Annotated in this window: 17 protein-coding genes; 5 read left to right on the top strand and 12 right to left on the bottom strand. The window is 64.4% G+C overall.

Annotated elements, in window-relative coordinates; genetic code table 11:
• Positions 1–103 precede the first annotated feature (103 nt).
• Positions 104–1288, top strand: a complete 1185-nt coding sequence (locus B0G69_RS14200) for a tetratricopeptide repeat protein (RefSeq protein ID WP_121317854.1) — start codon at positions 104–106, stop codon at positions 1286–1288.
• 299 nt (positions 1289–1587) lie between these two features.
• Here B0G69_RS14200 and B0G69_RS41015 read toward each other — a convergent pair whose 3' ends face one another.
• Entirely contained in the window at positions 1588–1896 is a 309-nt protein-coding gene (locus B0G69_RS41015; RefSeq protein ID WP_158608940.1) for a hypothetical protein, read from the bottom strand.
• A 325-nt stretch (positions 1897–2221) separates the two neighbouring features.
• On the opposite strand from B0G69_RS41015, the gene B0G69_RS14190 reads away from it, so the two are divergent.
• Positions 2222–3625: a methyl-accepting chemotaxis protein gene (locus tag B0G69_RS14190; protein WP_121317852.1), complete on the top strand. Its 1404-nt coding sequence runs from the start codon at positions 2222–2224 to the stop codon at positions 3623–3625.
• 69 nt (positions 3626–3694) lie between these two features.
• Here B0G69_RS14190 and B0G69_RS14185 read toward each other — a convergent pair whose 3' ends face one another.
• The 4 genes from B0G69_RS14185 to B0G69_RS14170 form a co-directional block, all read right to left on the bottom strand.
• Entirely contained in the window at positions 3695–4513 is an 819-nt protein-coding gene (locus tag B0G69_RS14185) for an ABC transporter permease subunit (RefSeq protein ID WP_121317850.1), read from the bottom strand.
• Positions 4513–5442, bottom strand: a complete 930-nt coding sequence (locus B0G69_RS14180; protein ID WP_121317848.1) for an ABC transporter permease subunit — start codon at positions 5440–5442, stop codon at positions 4513–4515. The genes B0G69_RS14185 and B0G69_RS14180 overlap by 1 nt, the downstream gene beginning before the upstream one ends.
• Entirely contained in the window at positions 5439–6629 is a 1191-nt protein-coding gene (gene potA, locus B0G69_RS14175; protein WP_199731269.1) for a polyamine ABC transporter ATP-binding protein, read from the bottom strand. The genes B0G69_RS14180 and potA overlap by 4 nt, the downstream gene beginning before the upstream one ends.
• A gap of 95 nt (positions 6630–6724) precedes the next feature.
• Complete coding sequence (locus B0G69_RS14170; RefSeq protein ID WP_121317846.1) at positions 6725–7825, bottom strand: polyamine ABC transporter substrate-binding protein; 1101 nt, start codon at positions 7823–7825, stop codon at positions 6725–6727.
• A 564-nt stretch (positions 7826–8389) separates the two neighbouring features.
• Between B0G69_RS14170 and B0G69_RS14165 the strand changes: the two genes are divergently transcribed.
• Positions 8390–9694: an Nramp family divalent metal transporter gene (locus B0G69_RS14165; protein WP_121317844.1), complete on the top strand. Its 1305-nt coding sequence runs from the start codon at positions 8390–8392 to the stop codon at positions 9692–9694.
• Positions 9695–9892: 198 nt separating this feature from the next.
• Positions 9893–10096, top strand: coding sequence for a DUF1289 domain-containing protein (locus B0G69_RS14160; RefSeq protein WP_121317842.1), 204 nt, complete (start codon positions 9893–9895; stop codon positions 10094–10096).
• Positions 10097–10244: 148 nt separating this feature from the next.
• Here B0G69_RS14160 and B0G69_RS14155 read toward each other — a convergent pair whose 3' ends face one another.
• From B0G69_RS14155 to B0G69_RS14140, 4 genes are all read right to left on the bottom strand, one after another.
• Complete coding sequence (locus tag B0G69_RS14155; RefSeq protein WP_121317841.1) at positions 10245–10898, bottom strand: OmpW family outer membrane protein; 654 nt, start codon at positions 10896–10898, stop codon at positions 10245–10247.
• Positions 10899–10974: 76 nt separating this feature from the next.
• Positions 10975–12165: a nitronate monooxygenase family protein gene (locus B0G69_RS14150; RefSeq protein WP_121317839.1), complete on the bottom strand. Its 1191-nt coding sequence runs from the start codon at positions 12163–12165 to the stop codon at positions 10975–10977.
• A gap of 245 nt (positions 12166–12410) precedes the next feature.
• A complete protein-coding gene (locus B0G69_RS14145; RefSeq protein ID WP_121317837.1) occupies positions 12411–14003 on the bottom strand; it encodes an ABC-F family ATPase in 1593 nt (530 codons plus the stop codon).
• Between the two features lie 107 nt (positions 14004–14110).
• On the bottom strand, positions 14111–15058 hold the full coding sequence (locus B0G69_RS14140; protein ID WP_121317835.1) for an NAD(P)-dependent oxidoreductase: 948 nt from the start codon (positions 15056–15058) through the stop codon (positions 14111–14113).
• Between the two features lie 215 nt (positions 15059–15273).
• Between B0G69_RS14140 and B0G69_RS14135 the strand changes: the two genes are divergently transcribed.
• A complete protein-coding gene (locus B0G69_RS14135) occupies positions 15274–15480 on the top strand; it encodes a dodecin (protein WP_121317833.1) in 207 nt (68 codons plus the stop codon).
• Positions 15481–15705: 225 nt separating this feature from the next.
• Here B0G69_RS14135 and B0G69_RS14130 read toward each other — a convergent pair whose 3' ends face one another.
• From B0G69_RS14130 to B0G69_RS14120, 3 genes are read right to left on the bottom strand one after another with little or no spacing between them, the layout of a single operon-like run.
• A complete protein-coding gene (locus B0G69_RS14130; RefSeq protein WP_121317831.1) occupies positions 15706–16800 on the bottom strand; it encodes a BMP family ABC transporter substrate-binding protein in 1095 nt (364 codons plus the stop codon).
• 60 nt (positions 16801–16860) lie between these two features.
• On the bottom strand, positions 16861–17790 hold the full coding sequence (locus tag B0G69_RS14125; RefSeq protein ID WP_121317829.1) for an ABC transporter permease: 930 nt from the start codon (positions 17788–17790) through the stop codon (positions 16861–16863).
• Between the two features lie 31 nt (positions 17791–17821).
• Entirely contained in the window at positions 17822–18925 is a 1104-nt protein-coding gene (locus B0G69_RS14120; protein ID WP_121317827.1) for an ABC transporter permease, read from the bottom strand.
• Positions 18926–18932: the final 7 nt, after the last annotated feature.

The following is an 18932-nucleotide window of genomic DNA, read 5'->3' as shown; positions in this document are numbered from 1 at the left end:
GTACATGCCGGCGGCCTCATACGGGCGCCAGCATGCCGGCCGATCATCCGCGCGGCCACTGGTAACGACTGAAGGAGACGGGCGCCATGCGCCCGGCCCGCAAATGAAAAAATTTCTCGCAACCGCGTTCGCTTCGCTGCTGCTGGTGTCGGCCGCGACGTTCGCCGTGCCGAGCGTTCAGCAGATCGAATCGGCGATGTCGCAAGGCAACTGGCAGCAGGCCGATGCCGGTCTGAGCGAGGTGCTGCAGGCCCATCCGAACAACGCCCGCGCGCACTATCTGTATAGCCAGGTGCTCGATCGCGAAGGCCGCTATGGCGACGCGCTCGCCCAGCTGCAACAGGCCAAGACGCTCGACCCGCAAATCCGCTTCACGGACCCGACCCGCTTCGCGCAAACCGAATCACGCCTCCGCAGGGACGCGGAGCGTGCGGGCGCCAATACCACGGGTCGCGCCGCGAATCCGTTCGCGCAGCAGAATGCGCCTGCTGTGCAGCAACAGTCGGCAATGCAGCCGCAAGCGCAACAACATGGCCCGGGGGTCGGTATGTGGATCGGCATCATTGTTCTGATTGGCGTGATTGCGTTGGTGCTGCGCTGGACTTTGCGCCGCGCCCGCACGCAGGACGACACGCGCGCCGACGGCGATCGTCGCGAGCAGCTCAAGCGCGCGACCGACATGCTCAACGCGGTGCGTTCGCTGAAGCTCGACGTGAAACTCTCCACCGCGCCGGATCATGAGGCGCTGGAGAAGGAAGTCGAAGCAACCGAAGATCAATTGCGCGGCGTCGTCGAGGGTTTGTCGAATGGCAAGAATCCGCTGCCGCCGTATCAGCTCGACGAACTCGAGCAGCGTCTCGCCAGCCTGCGCGCACGCGCTGACGGGCGGCCCGATCCGGCTGCCGCAGCGGCCGCCGGCAACCAGCAGCAGTCGCCATATGCGCGGGAAGCCGAACGCTTTGGCAATCCGCCGCAAGCGCCCTATCCGCAGCAAGGCCCGTATCAGCAACAGCCGCCCGTCATCGTGCAGCAAGGCGGTGGCGGTTTCGGCGGCGGCATGGGCGGTCTGCTCACCGGCGTGCTGCTCGGCGAAGCGCTGAACTCCGGACGCGAGCGCGTGGTGGAGCGCGACGTGATCGTCGACGACGAAGCACGGCGCCGTGGCAACGACGGCGGCAATGGTGGCGGCCTCGATTTCGGCCAGGGCTCGAACGACTGGAACGATAACGGTGGCGGCGGTGTCGACATGGGCAGCAACGACGATTCCGGCGGCTGGACCGATACCTGAAACAGCGCGTGCTCATGCATGACGATGCGCAACGCAACGCCCATCGGCATGGGTCGCGTCGATAAAAAAACAGGCTCCTCGGAGCCTGTTTTATTTTCTTTGCCGATTGACCACACGAGACATTGGCTCGCAGAGCTTCAATCCGCCCCGTCCCTCCCCGCCTCATGCTGCGCTAGCCACTTCCGCACCATCCGCCGCGCTGCCGCCGCGGTCGCTCGCCGCGCGCCTTGGCATCACCAGCGTGCCGCACGCCGAACTGCGGCGCCGCTACACGCAGCACGGCTCGAAGTTCGTGACGATCATGGGCGAATTCGTCGTGGCGGCTGCCCGAAGCGATCATCAAAAGCGCGGTGCGCAACGTCTATGGCGACCCGCGCACGATCGACGCGGCGGCGCTGCGGCGTTACGTCGATTTCTTCCATGGAGAAGGCACGCGCGCCGCGATCGGCAAGATGGTGCCGACACTCGATTTCAGCGAAGTCGACACTGACGTGCTGAAGACGCTCGACGCGTCCCGCGCTGGTGCTATGGGGTGCCAGGGATCGCTGGATCCCGACCGCGCACGCGGCCGAGTTTGCGAGTCGCATTCCGGGCGCGAAGTCCGTCATGTATGCGGGGCTCACCCCCCTCCCAGCAGACGCAATAGCCCCCACAGAAATCTGGCGAGCATCACGAGCAGCTCCCACAGATGATAGAGCTGTTCCCAGCCCGAAATGCGCGCAAAAGAGTCGATCATCGTTACCGCTAGGAAAAGGAAAGGCTGCGAAGCGCAGTTCGACCGCACATCATACCGACTGCGGGATACCCCGTATCAAGTCGCCTGAAAGCCTGCCGTAAACGCAGGCAGAAGACGCTGCATCCGCGCAGGATGACGGCGTTCGTATCACAACCGTCCGCTCCATCTGCACCACCCGCGCCATCAAGGAGATGTCCATGACGCGTTTCAGCTTTCGCCGAACGGCCCGTTCGCACACGGTCGTCGGCGATATTGCCGCGCAAGCCGGCAAACTGGGCATCGAGATTTGCGACGTATCGGGTCACGTCGAGGAAGTCGCCGCGCGCGTGCAGCGCCAGGCGCAAGTATGTCGGGCGCTGCGCGAATCCGCCGCGCAAACGCTGGCGGGCAATCATCGCATCGCCGCGGCCGCGCGCGAAATGCGCAGCGTATCGGCCGAGGCCGCGACCGGCGTGCAGGGATCGCAACAGACGCTAGAAGCATCGCTTGCCGATATTCACGGGCTGGTCGAAGGCGTGACGGTGATCGAAAGCCAGATCGGCGCACTGCGCAGCGCGCTGGCGCACGTGAGCCGCGTGTCCGAGGAAATCTCGCTGATCGCCCGTCAAACCCATCTGCTGGCGCTGAATGCCGCGATCGAAGCGGCGCGCGCCGGTGAATCCGGCCGCAGCTTCGCCGTGGTGGCCGCCGAGGTGAAGAACCTGTCGGCGAAAACCGCGCAGGCCACCGGCCAGATCGAGACGACGCTCGCGCAACTCACGCAGCAGACCGAGCAGCTGATCAACGAAGGTTCGGTGAACACCGCGCGGGCGCATCGCGTGCGCGAAGGCACGCGCAAGATCGGCGACGTCGTGCATGCGACCGGCGACGCCATCGCGCAGTTGAACAACGAGGCCGGCCAGATCGCGGCATTGACCGGCGAAATCGAAACGCAGTGTGACGGACTCGAAGCGCAGGTGCTGGAAATGGCGAGCGGTGTCGAGGATTCGAGCGAGAACTTCGCGCAGGCGAAGGACCGCCTGGGGAATCTGCTCGGCGTGTCCGAGACGCTAATCGAACTGACCGCCGCGGCCGGCGTCGAAACCACGGACACGCGTTTCATCGAAGCGGTACAGCAGGCCGCCGCGACGGTGAGCAAGCTGTTCGAAGCGGCCGTTGCGCGTGGCGACGTGTCGCTCGACGATCTGTTCGATCAACGCTACGTGCCGGTGACGGGGACCAACCCGCCGCAGTTTCTGACGCGCTTCACCGCTTTCACCGACCGCGTGTTGCCCGCGATTCAGGAACCCTTGCTCGATCTCGATCCACGCGTTGCGTTCTGCGCCGCGGTCGATGCGCGCGGCTATCTGCCGACCCACAACCTGAAGTTCTCATTGCCGCCGCGCGACGACGTCGTGTGGAACATGGCGAACTGCCGCAACCGGCGCATGTTCGACGATCGCACCGGCATCGCGGCCGCGTCGCATACGAAGAAGTTTCTGCTGCAGACTTACCGCCGCGATATGGGCGGCGGCCAGTTCGTGCTGATGAAGGACGCGTCGGCGCCGGTGTTCGTCGGCGGACGCCATTGGGGTGGTGTGCGGATCGGCTACAAGGTTTGAACGCGCGCGGCGCGCCTTCCTGCACGGCGGCATGAAGCTGAAGGTGCGCCGCACTCGCGGCGCACCTTCCTAAGCCGCCATCACCGTGCGCTTGCGCTCGGCGCGCTGCATGAAGTAGTTGGCCACCACCACGCCGACTGTCACGAGCGCGATGAACAGCGTCGCGAGCGCGTTCATTTCCGGGTTCAACCCGAGCCGCACGCGCGAGAACACCACCAGCGGCAGCGTCGTCGAGCCGGGACCCGAGAGAAACGCCGACAGCACCAGATCGTCGATCGACAACGTGAACGACAGCAGCCAGCCGGACACGAGCGCCTGAGAAATCAGCGGCAACGTGATCGAGAAGAACACGCGCAGCGGCGTGGCGCCCAGATCGAGCGCGGCCTCTTCGAGCGACGGGTGCAACTCCTTCACACGTGACTGCACGATGATGGCCACATACGAAATGCACAGCATCACGTGGCCGATCCAGATCGTGAACACGCCGCGCTCGGCCGGCCATCCGAGCCAGCGGGCCATTTCGATGAACAGCAGCAGCAACGAGATGCCCTGAATCACTTCGGGAATCACCAGCGGCGCGTTGATCATGCCGGTATACAGCGTGAAGCCGCGAAACCGCCCCATCCGCGCGAGCACGAAACCGGCCCACGTACCGATGATCACCGACGCGAACGCCGTCAGCAGCGCCACCCGCAGCGACAGCCACGCCGCCGCGATCAGTTCGTCGTCGCGCAGCAGCGCTGCGTACCAGCGCAGCGAAAAACGCGTCCACACCGTGACCAGTTGCGATTCGTTGAACGAATACACCACCAGACTCACGATCGGGATGTACAGGAACAGAAACCCGATCCCGAGAGCAATCAACTGCAACATCCGGTTCGGCTTCATTAGCGCCTCTCCTCCATCGCCTTGGCCTGCGCGCGCTGGAAAAACGCCATCGGCACCAGTAACAGCAACACCATCGCGCAGGTCACCGCGGACGCCATCGGCCAGTCGGCGTTGTCGAAGAACTCATTCCACATCACGCGGCCGATCATCAGCGTGTCCGCGCCGCCCAGCAATTCGGGAATCACGTACTCGCCCACCGCCGGAATGAACACCAGCAGGCAACCGGCGATGATGCCGTTCTTCGACAGCGGCAACGTGATCTCCCAGAACGCCTTCCACGGTTTCGCGCCGAGGTCGTACGCGGCTTCGAGCAAGGTCAGGTCCATCTTCACCAGATGCGCGTACAGCGGCATCACGAGAAACGGCAGATACGAATACACCATGCCGATGTAGACGGCGGTGTTCGTGTGATACAGCTCGATCGGCGAATGAATCAGGCCGATCGACATCAGGAAGTTGTTCAGCAAGCCGTTGTTCTTCAGGATGCCGATCCATGCGTACACGCGAATCAGGAACGAGGTCCAGAACGGCAGCATCACGGCCATCATCAGCAGATTGCGGGTCGCCGGATTCGAGCGCGCGATGTAGTACGCCATCGGATAGCCGATCAGCAGACAAAGGACGGTCGAAATCGCGGCGACCACCAGCGAATTCACATAGGTCGCGAAATAGAGGCTGTCGGTCAGCAGAAACGCGTAATGCGACAGGTCGAGCGTGATGTGAATCGCGCCTTCGGCGAAATTCACCAGCTGCGTGTACGGCGGAATGCCGAGCTGCGAATCGGCGAAGCTGATCTTCACGACCAGCAGGAACGGCACGAGGAAAAACAGCAGCAGCCAGACGAACGGCCCGGCCACCACCGCGCTGCGACCGCTCAGATTGAAGCGCCGCACCGGCCAGTTGACGAAGGCATCGAGCGCGCGCTTCATGACGTCAGCACCACACCGGCCGAGGCGCTCCAGCGCACGTACACTTCGTCGCCCCACGTGGGCGGATCGATCTCGGTGAGCGCGAGGCTCGTCACGTTGGCGATCACCGTCTTGCCGCCGTCGAGCTTCACGTGATACAGCGAATAGCCGCCCATGTACGCGATATTCGTGACGACGCCCTTGCCCCAGTTGTATGCGCCTTCGGGCGGCTTGCGCGTGAGCGCGATGCGCTCGGGCCTCACCGAAATCGTCACCGGCATGCCAAGCGGCCCGGTGATGCCATGGCTCACATACAGGCGGCACGGCAGGTCGGGCGTTTCGATGAACACGTAGTCTGGTTCGTCTTCGACCGTGTGGCCTTCGAACAGATTGGTCGAGCCGATGAACTCCGCCGAAAAACGGCTGTTCGGATACTCGTACACCGCGTGCGGCGTGCCGAGCTGGACGATCTGGCCTTCGCTCATCACGGCGAGCCGGTCGGCCATCGTCATCGCTTCTTCCTGGTCGTGCGTGACCATCATGCAGGTCACGCCGACCTGGTCGAGAATGTTGACCAGTTCGATCTGGGTGCGCTGGCGGATCTGCTTGTCGAGTGCGGACATCGGCTCGTCGAGCAGCAGCAGCTTGGGCCGCTTGACGAGCGAACGCGCCAGCGCCACGCGCTGCTGCTGGCCGCCCGACAGCTGATGCGGCTTGCGCTTCGCGAAGCGGCCCATCTGCACGAGATCGAGCGCGGTCTGCACACGCTCTTTCAGTTCGGCCTTCGGCACGCCTTCCTGCTTCAGACCGAAGGCGACGTTCGCCTCCACCGTCATGTGCGGAAAAAGCGCATACGACTGGAACATCATGTTGACCGGCCGGCGGTACGGCGGCAATTGCGCGAGGTCCTCGCCATCGATCAGGATCTTGCCCGAGGTCACGGTTTCCAGCCCGGCCATCATGCGCAGCAAGGTCGACTTGCCGCAGCCGGAACTGCCGAGCAGCGCGAACAGCTCGCCCTTCTTCACCGACAGGCTGACACCTTTGACGGCGACGGTCTCGCCGAACTTCTTCACGACGTCGACGATCTGGATGAAATGGTCCGCTGCGTCGCCCGTACCGGCGCCCGTGCCGACGCCTGTAACAGCACCTTGGCCCCGCGACGGCGCGGCTGCCCCTGCCACCGCGCCCGACTGGTCACTACTCATCATAATGCTGCTTCACTCCGGCGTTTGACGAACAAAGCCCCCGGTGAACACCGAGGGCTTCTTGATGATGCTTACCCGTTCACTGTTGCCGCGGGTCAGCGGCCGGACTTGAGTTCAGTCCACAGCCGCGTTTGCAACCGCTGGATTTCCTGCGGCAGCGGCTTGAGCAGGAACAGGGTCTTGATGACCTCGGGCGGCGGGTACACCGCCGGGTCGTTCGCCACGTCCTTGTCCACGTACTTGCGCGCTTCGAGGTTGGCGCTCGGATAGTAGACCGAGTTGGTGATCGCGGCGTGCACCTGCGGCGTTTCGATGTAGTTGATCCACTCGAGCGCGGCTTCCTTGTGCTTCGCGTCCTTCGGAATCGCCATCACGTCGAACCAGACCGGCGCGCCGCCCTTCGGAATGAAATACTCGATCTTGTACGGCTTCTTCGCTTCGACCGCACGATGCTTGGCGATCACGACGTCGCCCGACCAGCCGTACGCGAAGCACACGTCGCCGCCGACCAGGTCATTGATATAGCCCGACGAGTTGAACTGTGTGATGTACGGGCGGATTTTCTTGAGCATGGCGAGCGCGGCGCGGTAGTCGTCCGGGTTCGTGCTCATCGGGTCCTTGCCCATATAGTGCAGCGCGGCGGCGAACATCTGGTCCGGCGCATCGAGCACGGACACGCCGCAGGCTTTCAGCTTCGAAATGTTTTCCGGCTTGAACAGGATGTCCCAGCTATCGAGCGGCGTATTCTTGCCGAGAATCTGCTGCACCTTGGTGACGTTGTACCCGAGACCGGTCGTGCCGTACGCCCAGGGCACCGTGTATTTGTTGCCCGGATCGGCGCCCGCGACCAGCGCCATCAGCGACGGGTCGAGGTACTTCAGGTTCGGCAGCTTCGATTTGTCGAGCGGCTCGAAGATGCCCGCGGCGATCTGCTTGCCCGCGTAGTTGCTGGTCGGCACGACGATGTCGTAGCCGGAATGGCCGGTGAGGAGCTTCGCCTGCAGCGTGTCGTCGCTGTCGTAGTTGTCGTATTTGACCTGGACGCCGGTCTGCTTGGTGAAGTTCGGAATGGTGTCCTTGGCGATGTAATCGGACCAGTTGTACACGTTCAGTTGAGTGTCTTTCGCAGCGGCCGTCAACCACGGCGTCGCACACAAGACCAGCGCCACCATTTGCCCCAGTACCCGTCTTTTCATCTCGTTCTCCGATCCGTGGCCCGCTCGCGCCGACCGTCCTCACTCATGCCGCGGCATTGCGCACACGGCGCCCCTGAAAACCACGAAAACTACCATCAATTATTGCGCGGCCAAAAAAAACGCCGCGCTGTCGCGCAAACGGAACAGCGCAGGCCGCAGCGCTGGAAAATGGCCGCAATTTTAGCGGGTTATCGGCGCGTGTCTACCCGAAATAATGCCCCGGGAGGGGCTTTGTCGTTATCCGGCTGCCGGGTCGAAGCGGCCGGGGCGTGGGCGCGGTCCTGGAATGGGGCGGCTGGTGGTCGATGGGTGGCTCATTTTGCTCGCAGACGGTTGCGAATTCCCTTGCTTTCGGCTTTCACCGGACGAGGTACCGCGAACACCCGGCCGGCGTATGCACCGTGCGCCGGCCGACGGTGCACAATAGCAGCTGGAGGACCGGCAACCGGCGCAGCCCCGCTCGCTCACCGGTTCCGCCATGTCTGGCCGGCCCCACGCGCCGCCGACGCCTACGCGTTGGGCACGTGGCTTGCGAGAGCATGCAGTCCCGAACCTCAGGCATCGATGAACACCAATCCCTTCGCGTTACGGCCCAACCGCCGCCGGCGTCTGCCTGGCGATGGTTCGCCGCGTCCGGCGCACTGGCTCTCGTTCGTCGGCGCCGGCGCGCTGATCGCGGTCGGCTATATCGACCCCGGCAACTGGGCGACCGCGCTCGGCGCCGGCGCGGGCTACGGCTACCGGCTGCTCGGCGTGGTGCTGTTGGCGAGCGTGATGGCGATGCTGCTGCAGTGGCTGTCGTCGCGGCTGGGCGTCGTGACCGGGCGTGATCTCGCGCAGGTCTGCCGCGAGCGCACCGGTCGGCGCGGCACCCTCTTCCTGTGGCTGACCAGCGAGATCGCGATCATCGCGTGCGACGTCGCCGAGGTGGTCGGTAGCGCCGTCGCGCTGCAATTGCTGCTCGGGGTGTCGCTGACGGTCGGCGTACTGATGTCGGCGGTGTGTACGTTCGCGCTGCTCGCGCTTCAGCAGAAAGGCGGCCGCAAGCTCGAAGCGGTGATCGCGGCGCTGATCGGCTTCGTCGGCCTGTGCTTCGTGGTACAGCTGGCGCTGGCGCGGCCCGACTGGCACGCGGCGCTCGCCGGCGCCGCGCCGAGCGTCGAACTGCTCAGGAACGCCGGCATGGTGTGGCTCGCGGCGGGCATCGTCGGCGCGACGGTGATGCCGCACAACCTTTACCTGCACTCGGCGCTCGTCAAGCATCACGCGCCGGAAGGCGGCGACGCGCAGATCAAGGTCGCGTTGCAGGTCGTCAACATCGATACGTTCGCGTCGCTGGCGTTTGCTTTCGTGATCAACGCGGCGCTGCTGATCGTGGCCGCCGCGGTGTTCTATACGAGCGGCTATCGCGACGTCACCGATCTCGCTGACGCCCACCGGCTGATCGCGCCGCTCGTCGGCACGCACTGGGCCAGCATTCTGTTCGCGGCGGCGCTGCTCGCCTGCGGCCTGAGCGCGACCGTCACCGGGACGCTCGCGGGTCAGGCGGTGATGGAAGGCTTTCTGCAGATCCGCCTGCCGCGCTGGAAGCGCGCGCTGCTCACCCGCGCACTGGCGATCGGGCCAGCGCTGTTCGCGGTCGCGCTGTTCGGCCAGCACGGCTCCAACCAGTTGCTGGTGGCGAGCCAGGTGGTGCTGAGCCTGCAACTGCCGCTTGCGGTCGTGCCGTTGATCCGCTACACGTCTGACGAGGGCCTGATGCGCGACTGGCGCGTGCGCGGCGTGCCGCTCGCGCTGGCGTGGCTGTCCGCGGCGTTCATCATCGTGCTCAACGGTGCGCTGCTGTGGCAGCTGGCGTTTGGCGGATGACGCGGCGCTTCCACAGCGTCGTGGCAAGAGAAGCGGTCTGTGCGCCTTTGCCTTTGCTTGCGGGCGGTGAGCATCGGGTCGCGGGTGATGACGTGTCCAGGCATGGCCACGCCGGGTTTGCACTGCCTGCCACGGCGAGGCGCATGCCGCGCATCGGTTAACATAGCGGAACTTCGTCTCTTCGCTCCAAGGTTTTCGATGTCTTCGAATCTCCACGATCTTCCCGACAGCCCGTGCATCGGCGTGTGTTCCACGCTCTTCGACGAAGTTTGCAAAGGCTGCGGCCGCACCGCCACCGAAGTGTCGAACTGGGTGTTCCTGAGCGACGAGGAAAAGCGCGCCGTGTGGGTGCGCATCGAGCAGGAAGGCACCGCGATGCGCTTTCAGAACGACAGGCTTTAAAGCCTCGCGCGGTTTTGGGGGCATCTTGTTGGGGCATCTATAGGCCCCGCGGGCTCCGCGCCCGCACAGCGTTGCGCTCATAAAAGACGCCGGGATCGCTCCCGGCGTTTCTTTTGGCGAGCCGCACGCGGCTAGCGCCGCGTCGCCATCAGAACTTCATACCGACACCCAGACCGACGATCACCGGATCGATGCTCAACCTGCCGAGCGACTGACCGCCGAGCGACGCGTCCGTGTGCATCCAGATCTTCTTGATGTCCGCATTCACGAACAGCGTCTTGGTGACCTGCACGTCGATACCGGCTTGCAACGCGGGACCGAAGCTGTGATTGCTGATCGCGATGGGCTGGCCGCCCGCGCTCAGGCCGTTGTTGTAGAACAGCGTGTAGTTCAAACCCGCGCCCAGATACGGACGGATGCGCCCCGCGTGATTGAAGTGATATTGCAGCAGCAGCGTGGGCGGCAGCACGTTCACGCCGCCGAGCCCCCCGAGGCTCGACGTCACCTGATGGCGCGACGTGCCTAGAATCAGCTCGACGCCGAGTTCGTCGCGGATCATGTAGGTCAGATCCAGCTCGGGCACGATCGCATTGTTGACGCCGACGTTGAGCGCCGTCAGCGTCTGGCTCGTGCTCACGTTCGGGATGATGCTGATCGCGCGCAGACGCACCAGCACGTCGCCGGCGTGAATGCCGCTCATCGCGTCGTCGCCGGCGGCCTGCGCCTGCGGTGCCAGCGCGGCCGCGCAAAGCAGACTCGTTGCCGCGGCGGCCTTGATTTTCTTTCTGAGCGAGTACTTCATGTGCTTCCCCGTGTGATGAATGTCGATGTCATGCGGGGATTGTCGAAGCTTCCATCTGGCGCCGCGTTGACGCGTATCAACCCGGCGAGAATGACCGGCGCCCTGCGACAGCCGGTCGCGTCGCGCCGCTCAGCAGCAGTTCGATCAGATCGTGCACGCTGCGAATCGCCGTACCGAACGGCAACGCTTCGCGCCCGCGAAAGAAGAGCCCGTTGGCGACGTCGCCACGCAAGGCCGCAACTAGTCGCGTATCGATGCAGAAGTGGCCGAACTTTTCGATACCGTCGCGCCAGCCGCACACGTTCAGGCATTCGAGCGCGGTGGGACACGCGTGCTTGAGCGCGCCGACCTTGTCGCGGATTTTCGTTTCATGGCGCAGATAGCGCATCAGCCACGGCGTCTTCACGGCGCGCGCGGGCAAGCCCGTCACACTGACGAATTCGACGATGTCCTCGGGAGCCGCTTCGGCCAGCACGCGCTTGAAGTTCGGATGCGCGTCGCCTTCCTCGGTGACGGCGAACGCCGTGCCGAGTTGCACGCCGCTCGCACCCGCGTTCAGCAACTCACGCACCGCCTCGTGACTGTTGATGCCGCCCGCGACGATCAACGGCACGTCCTGCCGCTTGAGGCCGAGCGACGCGAACACGGTCTCGAGTTCTTCGAGCACGCGTAAAAAATCGAAGCGCTGGTCGTGCAGATCGGCGAGGTCGGCGACGCCGAGATGCCCGCCTGCATGGGCCGGATGTTCGATCACGACGGCGTCGGGCAAGCGGCCTTTCTTCATCCACTTCTTCAGCACGAGCGCGACGCCGCGGCTATCCGACAGGATCGGGATCAGCGCGATATCGTGCGCCGCGGTCATATCAGGCAAATCGAGCGGCAGGCCCGCGCCCATCACGATCGCGTCGGCGCCGCTCTCGCAAGCCACGCGCACGTAGTCGGCCTGCGCGCCGACCGCTTTCATCACGTTGACGGCAATCATGCCGCGGCCTTCGCTGAGCGTTCTGGCCGCGCGGATTTCACGCGCGAGCGCGGTGAGGTTCGCGTGTTCGAGCGTCGCCGTATCGGGGGACTGGCGGCAGAGTTCCATCAGGTCGCGATGATGATGGCGCAGATCGATACTGGCGATGGTGCCGAGCGCCCCTTCGCGGGCGACGCTGCCGGCGAGCCGGTGAGCCGAGATGCCGACGCCCATGCCGCCTTGCACGATCGGCAGCAGCGAGCGGCCGCGAACGACCAGTGGCGGGAAGGAGTGAGAGTTGAGCATGAGGGGCCCGATGAAGGATTATCGAAGGATTGATAATCGAGCTTCGGGCGCGGCGGGCTTTGCGTCAGGTCAACGCGATTGCGAATGAACGTGGTGTGCGTAGTATTGGGTTGATGCCGATCACCCGGAGCGAAGACTCAATGCGATACGAGACGATACGCCGCACACCCAATAAAAAAAGCCCGCTTCGAAGAAGCGGGCTTTGCGATGCAACGTAATGCGAGTCGCGCGTGCTTCGATGACGCTTACTGCACGCCTTGGCTCAGCAGGAAGTCTTCGTAGTTGCCACCGAAGTCATTCAACGTGCCATTGGTCTTCACTTCGATGATCCGGTTCGCGAGGCCGCTCACAAATTCGCGGTCGTGCGAAACGAAAATCAGCGTGCCTTCGAACTTGTCGAGCGCGATCTGCAGCGACTCGATCGATTCCATGTCCATGTGGTTGGTCGGCTCGTCCATCAGCAGCACGTTGTGGCGGCCCAGCATCAGCTTGCCCCAGATCATGCGGCCCTTCTCGCCACCCGAGAGCACCTTGACCGACTTGCGGATGTCGTCCGCGTTGAACAGCAGGCGGCCCAGCGTGCCACGCACCATCTGCTCGTCGTCGCCTTCCTGGCGATAGCCGTCAATCCAGTCCATCAGCGTGACGTCGTCCGGAAACTCTTCGTACGTGTCCTGCGGCATGTAGCCGACGCTCGCGTTCTCCGCCCACTTCACGTTGCCGTGATCGAGTTCGAGCTTGCCGAGCAGCGAGCGCAGCAGCGTGGTCTTGCCCGCGCCGTTCTCGCCGATGATCGCGATCCGCTCGCCCGGCTGCACGCTCATGCTGAAGTCGTTGAAGATGGTGCGCTCGTACTTCTTCGAGATCTTCTCGGCCACCACCGCAATGTTGTGCAGCTTCTTCTCGTATTCGAAGCGGATAAACGGGTTCTGCCGCGACGACGGCTTGAATTCCTCGATCTTGATCTTGTCGATCATCTTCAGACGGCTGGTGGCCTGACGCGCCTTCGACTTGTTCGCCGAGAAGCGGCGCACGAAGTCCTGCAGGTCGGCGACGCGTTCCTTCGCCTTCGCGTTGGCGTTCTGCTGACGCTCGCGTGCCTGCGTGCTGGCCAGCATGTAGTCGTCGTAGTTGCCCGGATAGACCTTCAGCGTGCCGAAGTCCATGTCGGCCATGTGCGTGCAGACCTGGTTCAGGAAGTGTCGATCGTGCGAGATGATGATCATCGTCGAGTTGTACTGGTTGAGCACGTCTTCCAGCCAGCGGATCGAGTTGATGTCCAGGTTGTTGGTCGGTTCGTCCAGCAGCAGCACGTCCGGCTTCGAGAACAGCGCCTGCGCAAGCAGCACGCGCAGCTTCCAGCCCGGCGCGACATTGCTCATCGGGCCGTTGTGGTCTTCGATCGCGATGCCGATGCCAAGCAGCAGCTCGCCCGCGCGCGCTTCGGCGGTGTAGCCGTCGAATTCCGCGAACTTCGCTTCGAGCTCGGCGGCGTGCATGTAGTCGTCGTCGGTGGCGTCGGGGTTCGCGTAGATCGCGTCGCGCTCGGTCATCGCGGCCCACATTTCGGCGTGGCCCATCATCACGACGTCGAGCACGCGCACGTCTTCGTACGCGAACTGGTCCTGGCGCAATTTACCGAGGCGAATGTTCGGTTCGAGCATGACGTTGCCCGAGCTCGGCTCCAGGTCGGAACCCAGAATCTTCATGAAGGTGGATTTACCGCAACCGTTCGCACCGATCAGGCCATAGCGGTTGCCACCCCCAAATTTGACCGAAATGTTCTCGAAGAGGGGCTTCGGCCCGAATTGCATGGTGATATTGGCGGTAGACAGCACGGCGCGTCCCTTTGAATGTGATATCGGCGAAAAACCTAATATTTTAGCAGGTTATCGCGAATTCAACCCACGCGCACTTCGTCGCGCACTGCGTCGCGCACTTCGTATTACCCGCCCGAGGTGCCGCGTGGCGTCTGCAAAACGTCGATGAAGGCCGACAGATCGGCCTCGGCAAGCCCCATCGCCGCGCCCAGCCGCAGCAATTGCTGGACTGTCGACGACACCGGCATCGGCGTGCCGGTCTCATAGGCGGTGGCCGCGACCGTGTCGATGTCCTTCTGGAAGGTGCGGAATGCGCCGATGGGCTCGAGACCGGTCTGCGTCATGCGCGGCACGAAGGTCTGCAACAGCACGGAGTCCGCCCAGCCGCCGGCGAGCCCCTCGGTCAGTTTTGCCGCGTCGAGGCCGCTGCGCTGCGCGAGGCTGACCGCCTCGGCGATCGCGGCCAGCGTCGCGGTGACGATGGTCTGATTGCACAACTTCGCAGTTTGGCCCGCGCCGACTTCGCCCATATGCGTGACACGCGACGCGTAAGCGTCGAGCAGCGGCTCGACGGCCGCGACGTCGCTCGCCGTGCCGCCCGCCATGACCGCCAGCGTGCCGGCGTTCGCGCCGGCGACGCCGCCCGACACCGGTGCATCGATCCAGCCGATGCGTGCCCCACTCACGCCCTGCTGCGCCGCCGCGGACGTCGATGCGGACGAAGCGGCCAGCGCCGCCGCGCGCTGCGCGAACGCGCGCGTCGCGGCCGGCGGAATGCTCGAATGATCGACGATCCAGCGCAGCCGGACCAGTTCGGCCGTATCGCCGCTCAACAGCCCCGCTGCGCCGAACACCGTGTCCTCCACCGCCGCCGCGTCGGCGACGCACAGCAGCACCGCTTCGCAGCGCCGAGCCAGCTCACGCGGCGTATCGGCGACGCGCGCGCCCTCCGCGACCAGCGCTTCGGCCTTCGCCCGGGTGCGATTCCACACATGCACGGTATGCCCTGCGCGCAGAAGATGCCGGATCATTGGCGCGCCCATCAGGCCGGGCCCGCAAAAACCAATTTCCACTTTCGAACCTCGTCGGCTATCGGATTGAGTTGCGCGGACATGATAACGGCCGCGCGCCGTCACCGGCTACCGGGCACACGACGTGCGGCACTACCCGCCGATGGGCCGCTCACGTGTGGCGTTTGCCGCCGTATTTGCCGCCGCATTTGCCGCATGTGCCGCGTTTCCCGTTGCCTATACTTTCTGGACACCAACGAAGACCAAGGAGGAAGCTCATGTCAGACCACGTCTACAAACAGATCGAACTGACCGGCTCGTCGACGGTATCGAGCGACGACGCCGTCAAGACCGCGATTGCCAAAGCGTCGAAGACCTTACGCAATCTGCACTGGTTCGAAGTCACTGAAACGCGGGGCCAGATCGAAGACGACAAGGTCACCTACTGGCAGGTGACGATCAAGGTTGGTTTGCGGATCGAATAACGCGATCGCGGCACCGGGCCCGTGGGGCCGGCGCCGCGTTGACAGGCAAGCGGCACATGTCCGGCATGCGCGCAAGACGCGAGCGCCGGGCTAGCGGCCGATCCGCGGCAAAAAGCGCTGCGTCCGTACTGGACGCAGCGACTCAAAGCAGCGGTTGCGGCGACCGCCGTCTCGTCGATCGTAAAACCGTTCATGCATCGCCCGGCATCGGCCGAGCGTGACGCGTTACTTCGGCAGCGAACCGTCCACGCCTTCCACATACCAGTTCAGACGTTGCAGTTCCGGATCGGTCAGGGTCTTGCCGGCCGGCACCTTCACCGCACCCGACTGATCCTTGATCGGGCCGGTGAACACGTCCCACTTGCCGCCCGCCAGTTCATCGCGCCTCGTGGCGACCTGCTTCTGCGCCTCGGCCGGAATCGCCGAGGTGTTCAGATCCTCCAGGTCGACGGCCTTCTGCGGAATGCCCCACCACACCGGATCGTTCTTCCACTTGCCGTCCAGCACCTGCTGGATCGCCGCGTTGTAATACACGCCCCAGTGCGCGACCACCGAACCGAGATGCGCCTGCGGGCCGAACTTCTTCATGTCCGAATCCCAGCCGAACGCATGCACGTGTTTTTCCGACGCGGTGGCGAGCGTCGCGCTCGAATCGGTGTTCTGCAGCAGCACGTCGGCGCCCTGGCCGATCAGCGTTTCAGCCGCCTGCTTTTCCTTGCCCGGATCGAACCAGCTGTTGATCCAGATGACCTTCGTGTGCACCTTCGGATTCACCGAGCGCGCGCCGAGCGTATACGCATTGATGTTGCGCACCACTTCCGGAATCGGCACCGACGCGACGAAGCCGAGCGTGTTGGTCTTCGTCACGTAGCCCGCGGCGACACCGGCCAGGTACGCGCCCTGGTACATGCGCACGTCATAGGTGCCGAAGTTCGGCGCCTTCTTGTAGCCGGTCGCGTGCAGAAACACCGTGTCCGGGAAATCCTTCGCGACCTTCAGCTGGAAGTCCTGAAAGCCGAAGCTCGTGCCGATGATGATCTTGTTGCCCTTGTTCGCCAGATCGCGGAACACTCGCTCCGAGTCCGCCGATTCCGGCACGTTCTCGACGCGCGTGATCTTGATCCTGTTGCCGAACTTGGCTTCTGCTTCGCGCGAGCCCTGGTCGTGCGCGAAGGTCCAGCCGGCATCGCCCGGATTGCCGAGGTAGACGAACGCGACGCCAGGCGCGTCGGCGGCCTGCGCGGTTTGCGCGAGCGGCGCAGCGAGCGCGAGCGAGGCCGCGCCCCACGCGAAAGCGGTCAGCAGATTTCTTCTCTTCATGTTGGGTCCTGTTGTCGTGTTGGTCGAATAATAGGAAACGCAGGGTCGCGGGCGGCCCGATCAGCCCGCCGAGAAAAACGGCTTGCCGAGCGATGCCGGCGCATTCAGACGGATCGTGTTCGGATTGCGCGAGATGAGCACCAGCACGACGACCGTCGCGACATACGGCAGCATCGCGAGGAATTGCGTCGGCACGGGCACGCCGATCGCCTGCGCATAAAACTGCAGGCCGGTCACCGCGCCGAACAGCAGCGCGCCGATCAGCAGACGCCCGGGGCGCCACGTCGCGAACACCACCAGCGCGAGTGCGATCCAGCCGCGGCCCGAGGTCAGGTTCTCCTGCCACAGGTGCAGATTCACGATCGAATAGTAGCCGCCCGCGAGCCCCGCCATGCCGCCGCCGAAGGCCACCGCGCCGTAGCGCACGCCAACCACCGGAAAGCCGACCGAGTGCGCGACCTGCGGCGATTCGCCGACCGAGCGCAGCACCAGACCGGCGCGCGTGCGGTACAGAAACCAGCCGATCACGGCGAACATCAGGAACGCCAGGTAATCGAGCGGCGTAAGGCTGAAGAGCGCGGGCCCGAGCACGGGAATCTTCGAGAGACCGGGAATGGTCCACGTGTCGATGGTCGCGCGCACCGCGGCCGACGTATACGGCTTGCCGACATAGGCCGACAGGCCGATGCCGAAGATCGTCAGGGAGAGGCCGGTGGCGACCTGGTTGGCGAGCATGGTCAGCGTGAGAAACGCGAACAGCAGCGACATCGCGAGACCGGCGCCGATCGCGGCGAGCACCCCGAGCCACGGGTTGCCGGTAACGGTCGTGACCGCGTAGCCGGTCACGGCGCCCATCAGCATCATCCCTTCGACGCCGAGGTTGAGCACGCCCGACTTTTCGGTGACGAGTTCGCCCGCGCCCGCGAACATCAGCGGGATTGCGGCGGTGACGGCGCTCGAGGTGAGCGCGCTGGCTTGTTGAATATCCATGGAAGTCCGGCGAAAAGATCAGTGAGCCTGGTTAGTGAACGGCGGCCAGCGAGCGGCGGCGCACCCGGTAGTTCACGAACAGGTCGGCACCCAGCAGGCAGAACAGCAAGAGCCCCTGGAACACGCCGGAAAGCGCCTGCGGCAATTGCATCGAGGTCTGCACCGCTTCGCCGCCGAGATACAGCAAGGCCATCAGGAGACTCGCGAGCACGATGCCGACCGGATGCAACCGCCCGACGAACACGACGATGATCGCCGTGAAGCCGTAGCCCGGCGACCATGTCGCCTGCAACTGGCCGATCGGGCCGGCGATCTCGCCCATGCCGGCGAGGCCCGCGAGGCCGCCGCTGATCAGGAGCGACGTCCAGATGGTTTTCTTGTCGGAGAAGCCGGCATAGCGCGCGGCAAGCGGCGCGAGGCCGCCGACGTTCATCCTGTAGCCCGCGAAGCTCTTGCGCATGAAGAGCCACACGAGCGGGATCGCGATTAGCGTGACGAACACCGACGCGTTCAGCCGCGTGCCGCGCAGCCATTTCCAGTGCCAGTCGCCGTAGAGCGTTGGATAGAGCGCGTCGCCGCTGAACATTTCTGACAGCGGGAAATTCATGCCCTGCGGATCGCGCCACGGGCCGCTCACCAGATAGATCAGCAGTTGCGTGGCCACGTACGTGAGCATCAGGCTCACGAGAATCTCGTTGGTGTTGAAGCGGCTCTTAAGCAGCGCGGGAATCGCCGCCCACGCCATGCCGCCGAGCACGCCGGCAATCATCATGGTCGGCAGGATCCACCAGCCGGTGGCCTCGTCGAAATAGATCGCGACGCCGCTCGCGGCAATGCCGCCGAGCAGCATCTGCCCTTCCGCGCCGATATTCCAGACGTTGGCGCGATAGCCGATCGCGAGGCCGAGGCCGATCAGGCACAGCGGCGACGCCTTCAGCAGCAGCTCGGACCAGCCGTTCACACTCGACAGCGGTTCGATGAAAAACGCGTGCATCGCCTGCAAGGGATCGCGGCCCACGAGGCTGAAAATCAGAAAGCCGATCGCGAGCGTGAGCAACGCGGCGATCAGCGGCACGGCGAACTGCATCGTGCGCGAGGGCGTCGTGCGTGCTTCGAGTCGATAAGGAAGAATCATGGGTAGC

The organism is Paraburkholderia sp. RAU2J (genome assembly GCF_003634845.1).
GTDB classification, from domain to species: Bacteria; Pseudomonadota; Gammaproteobacteria; order Burkholderiales; family Burkholderiaceae; genus Paraburkholderia; species Paraburkholderia fynbosensis.
Note: the sequence above shows the minus strand (reverse complement) of the source record. Positions and strands in the feature narration are given on the sequence as shown.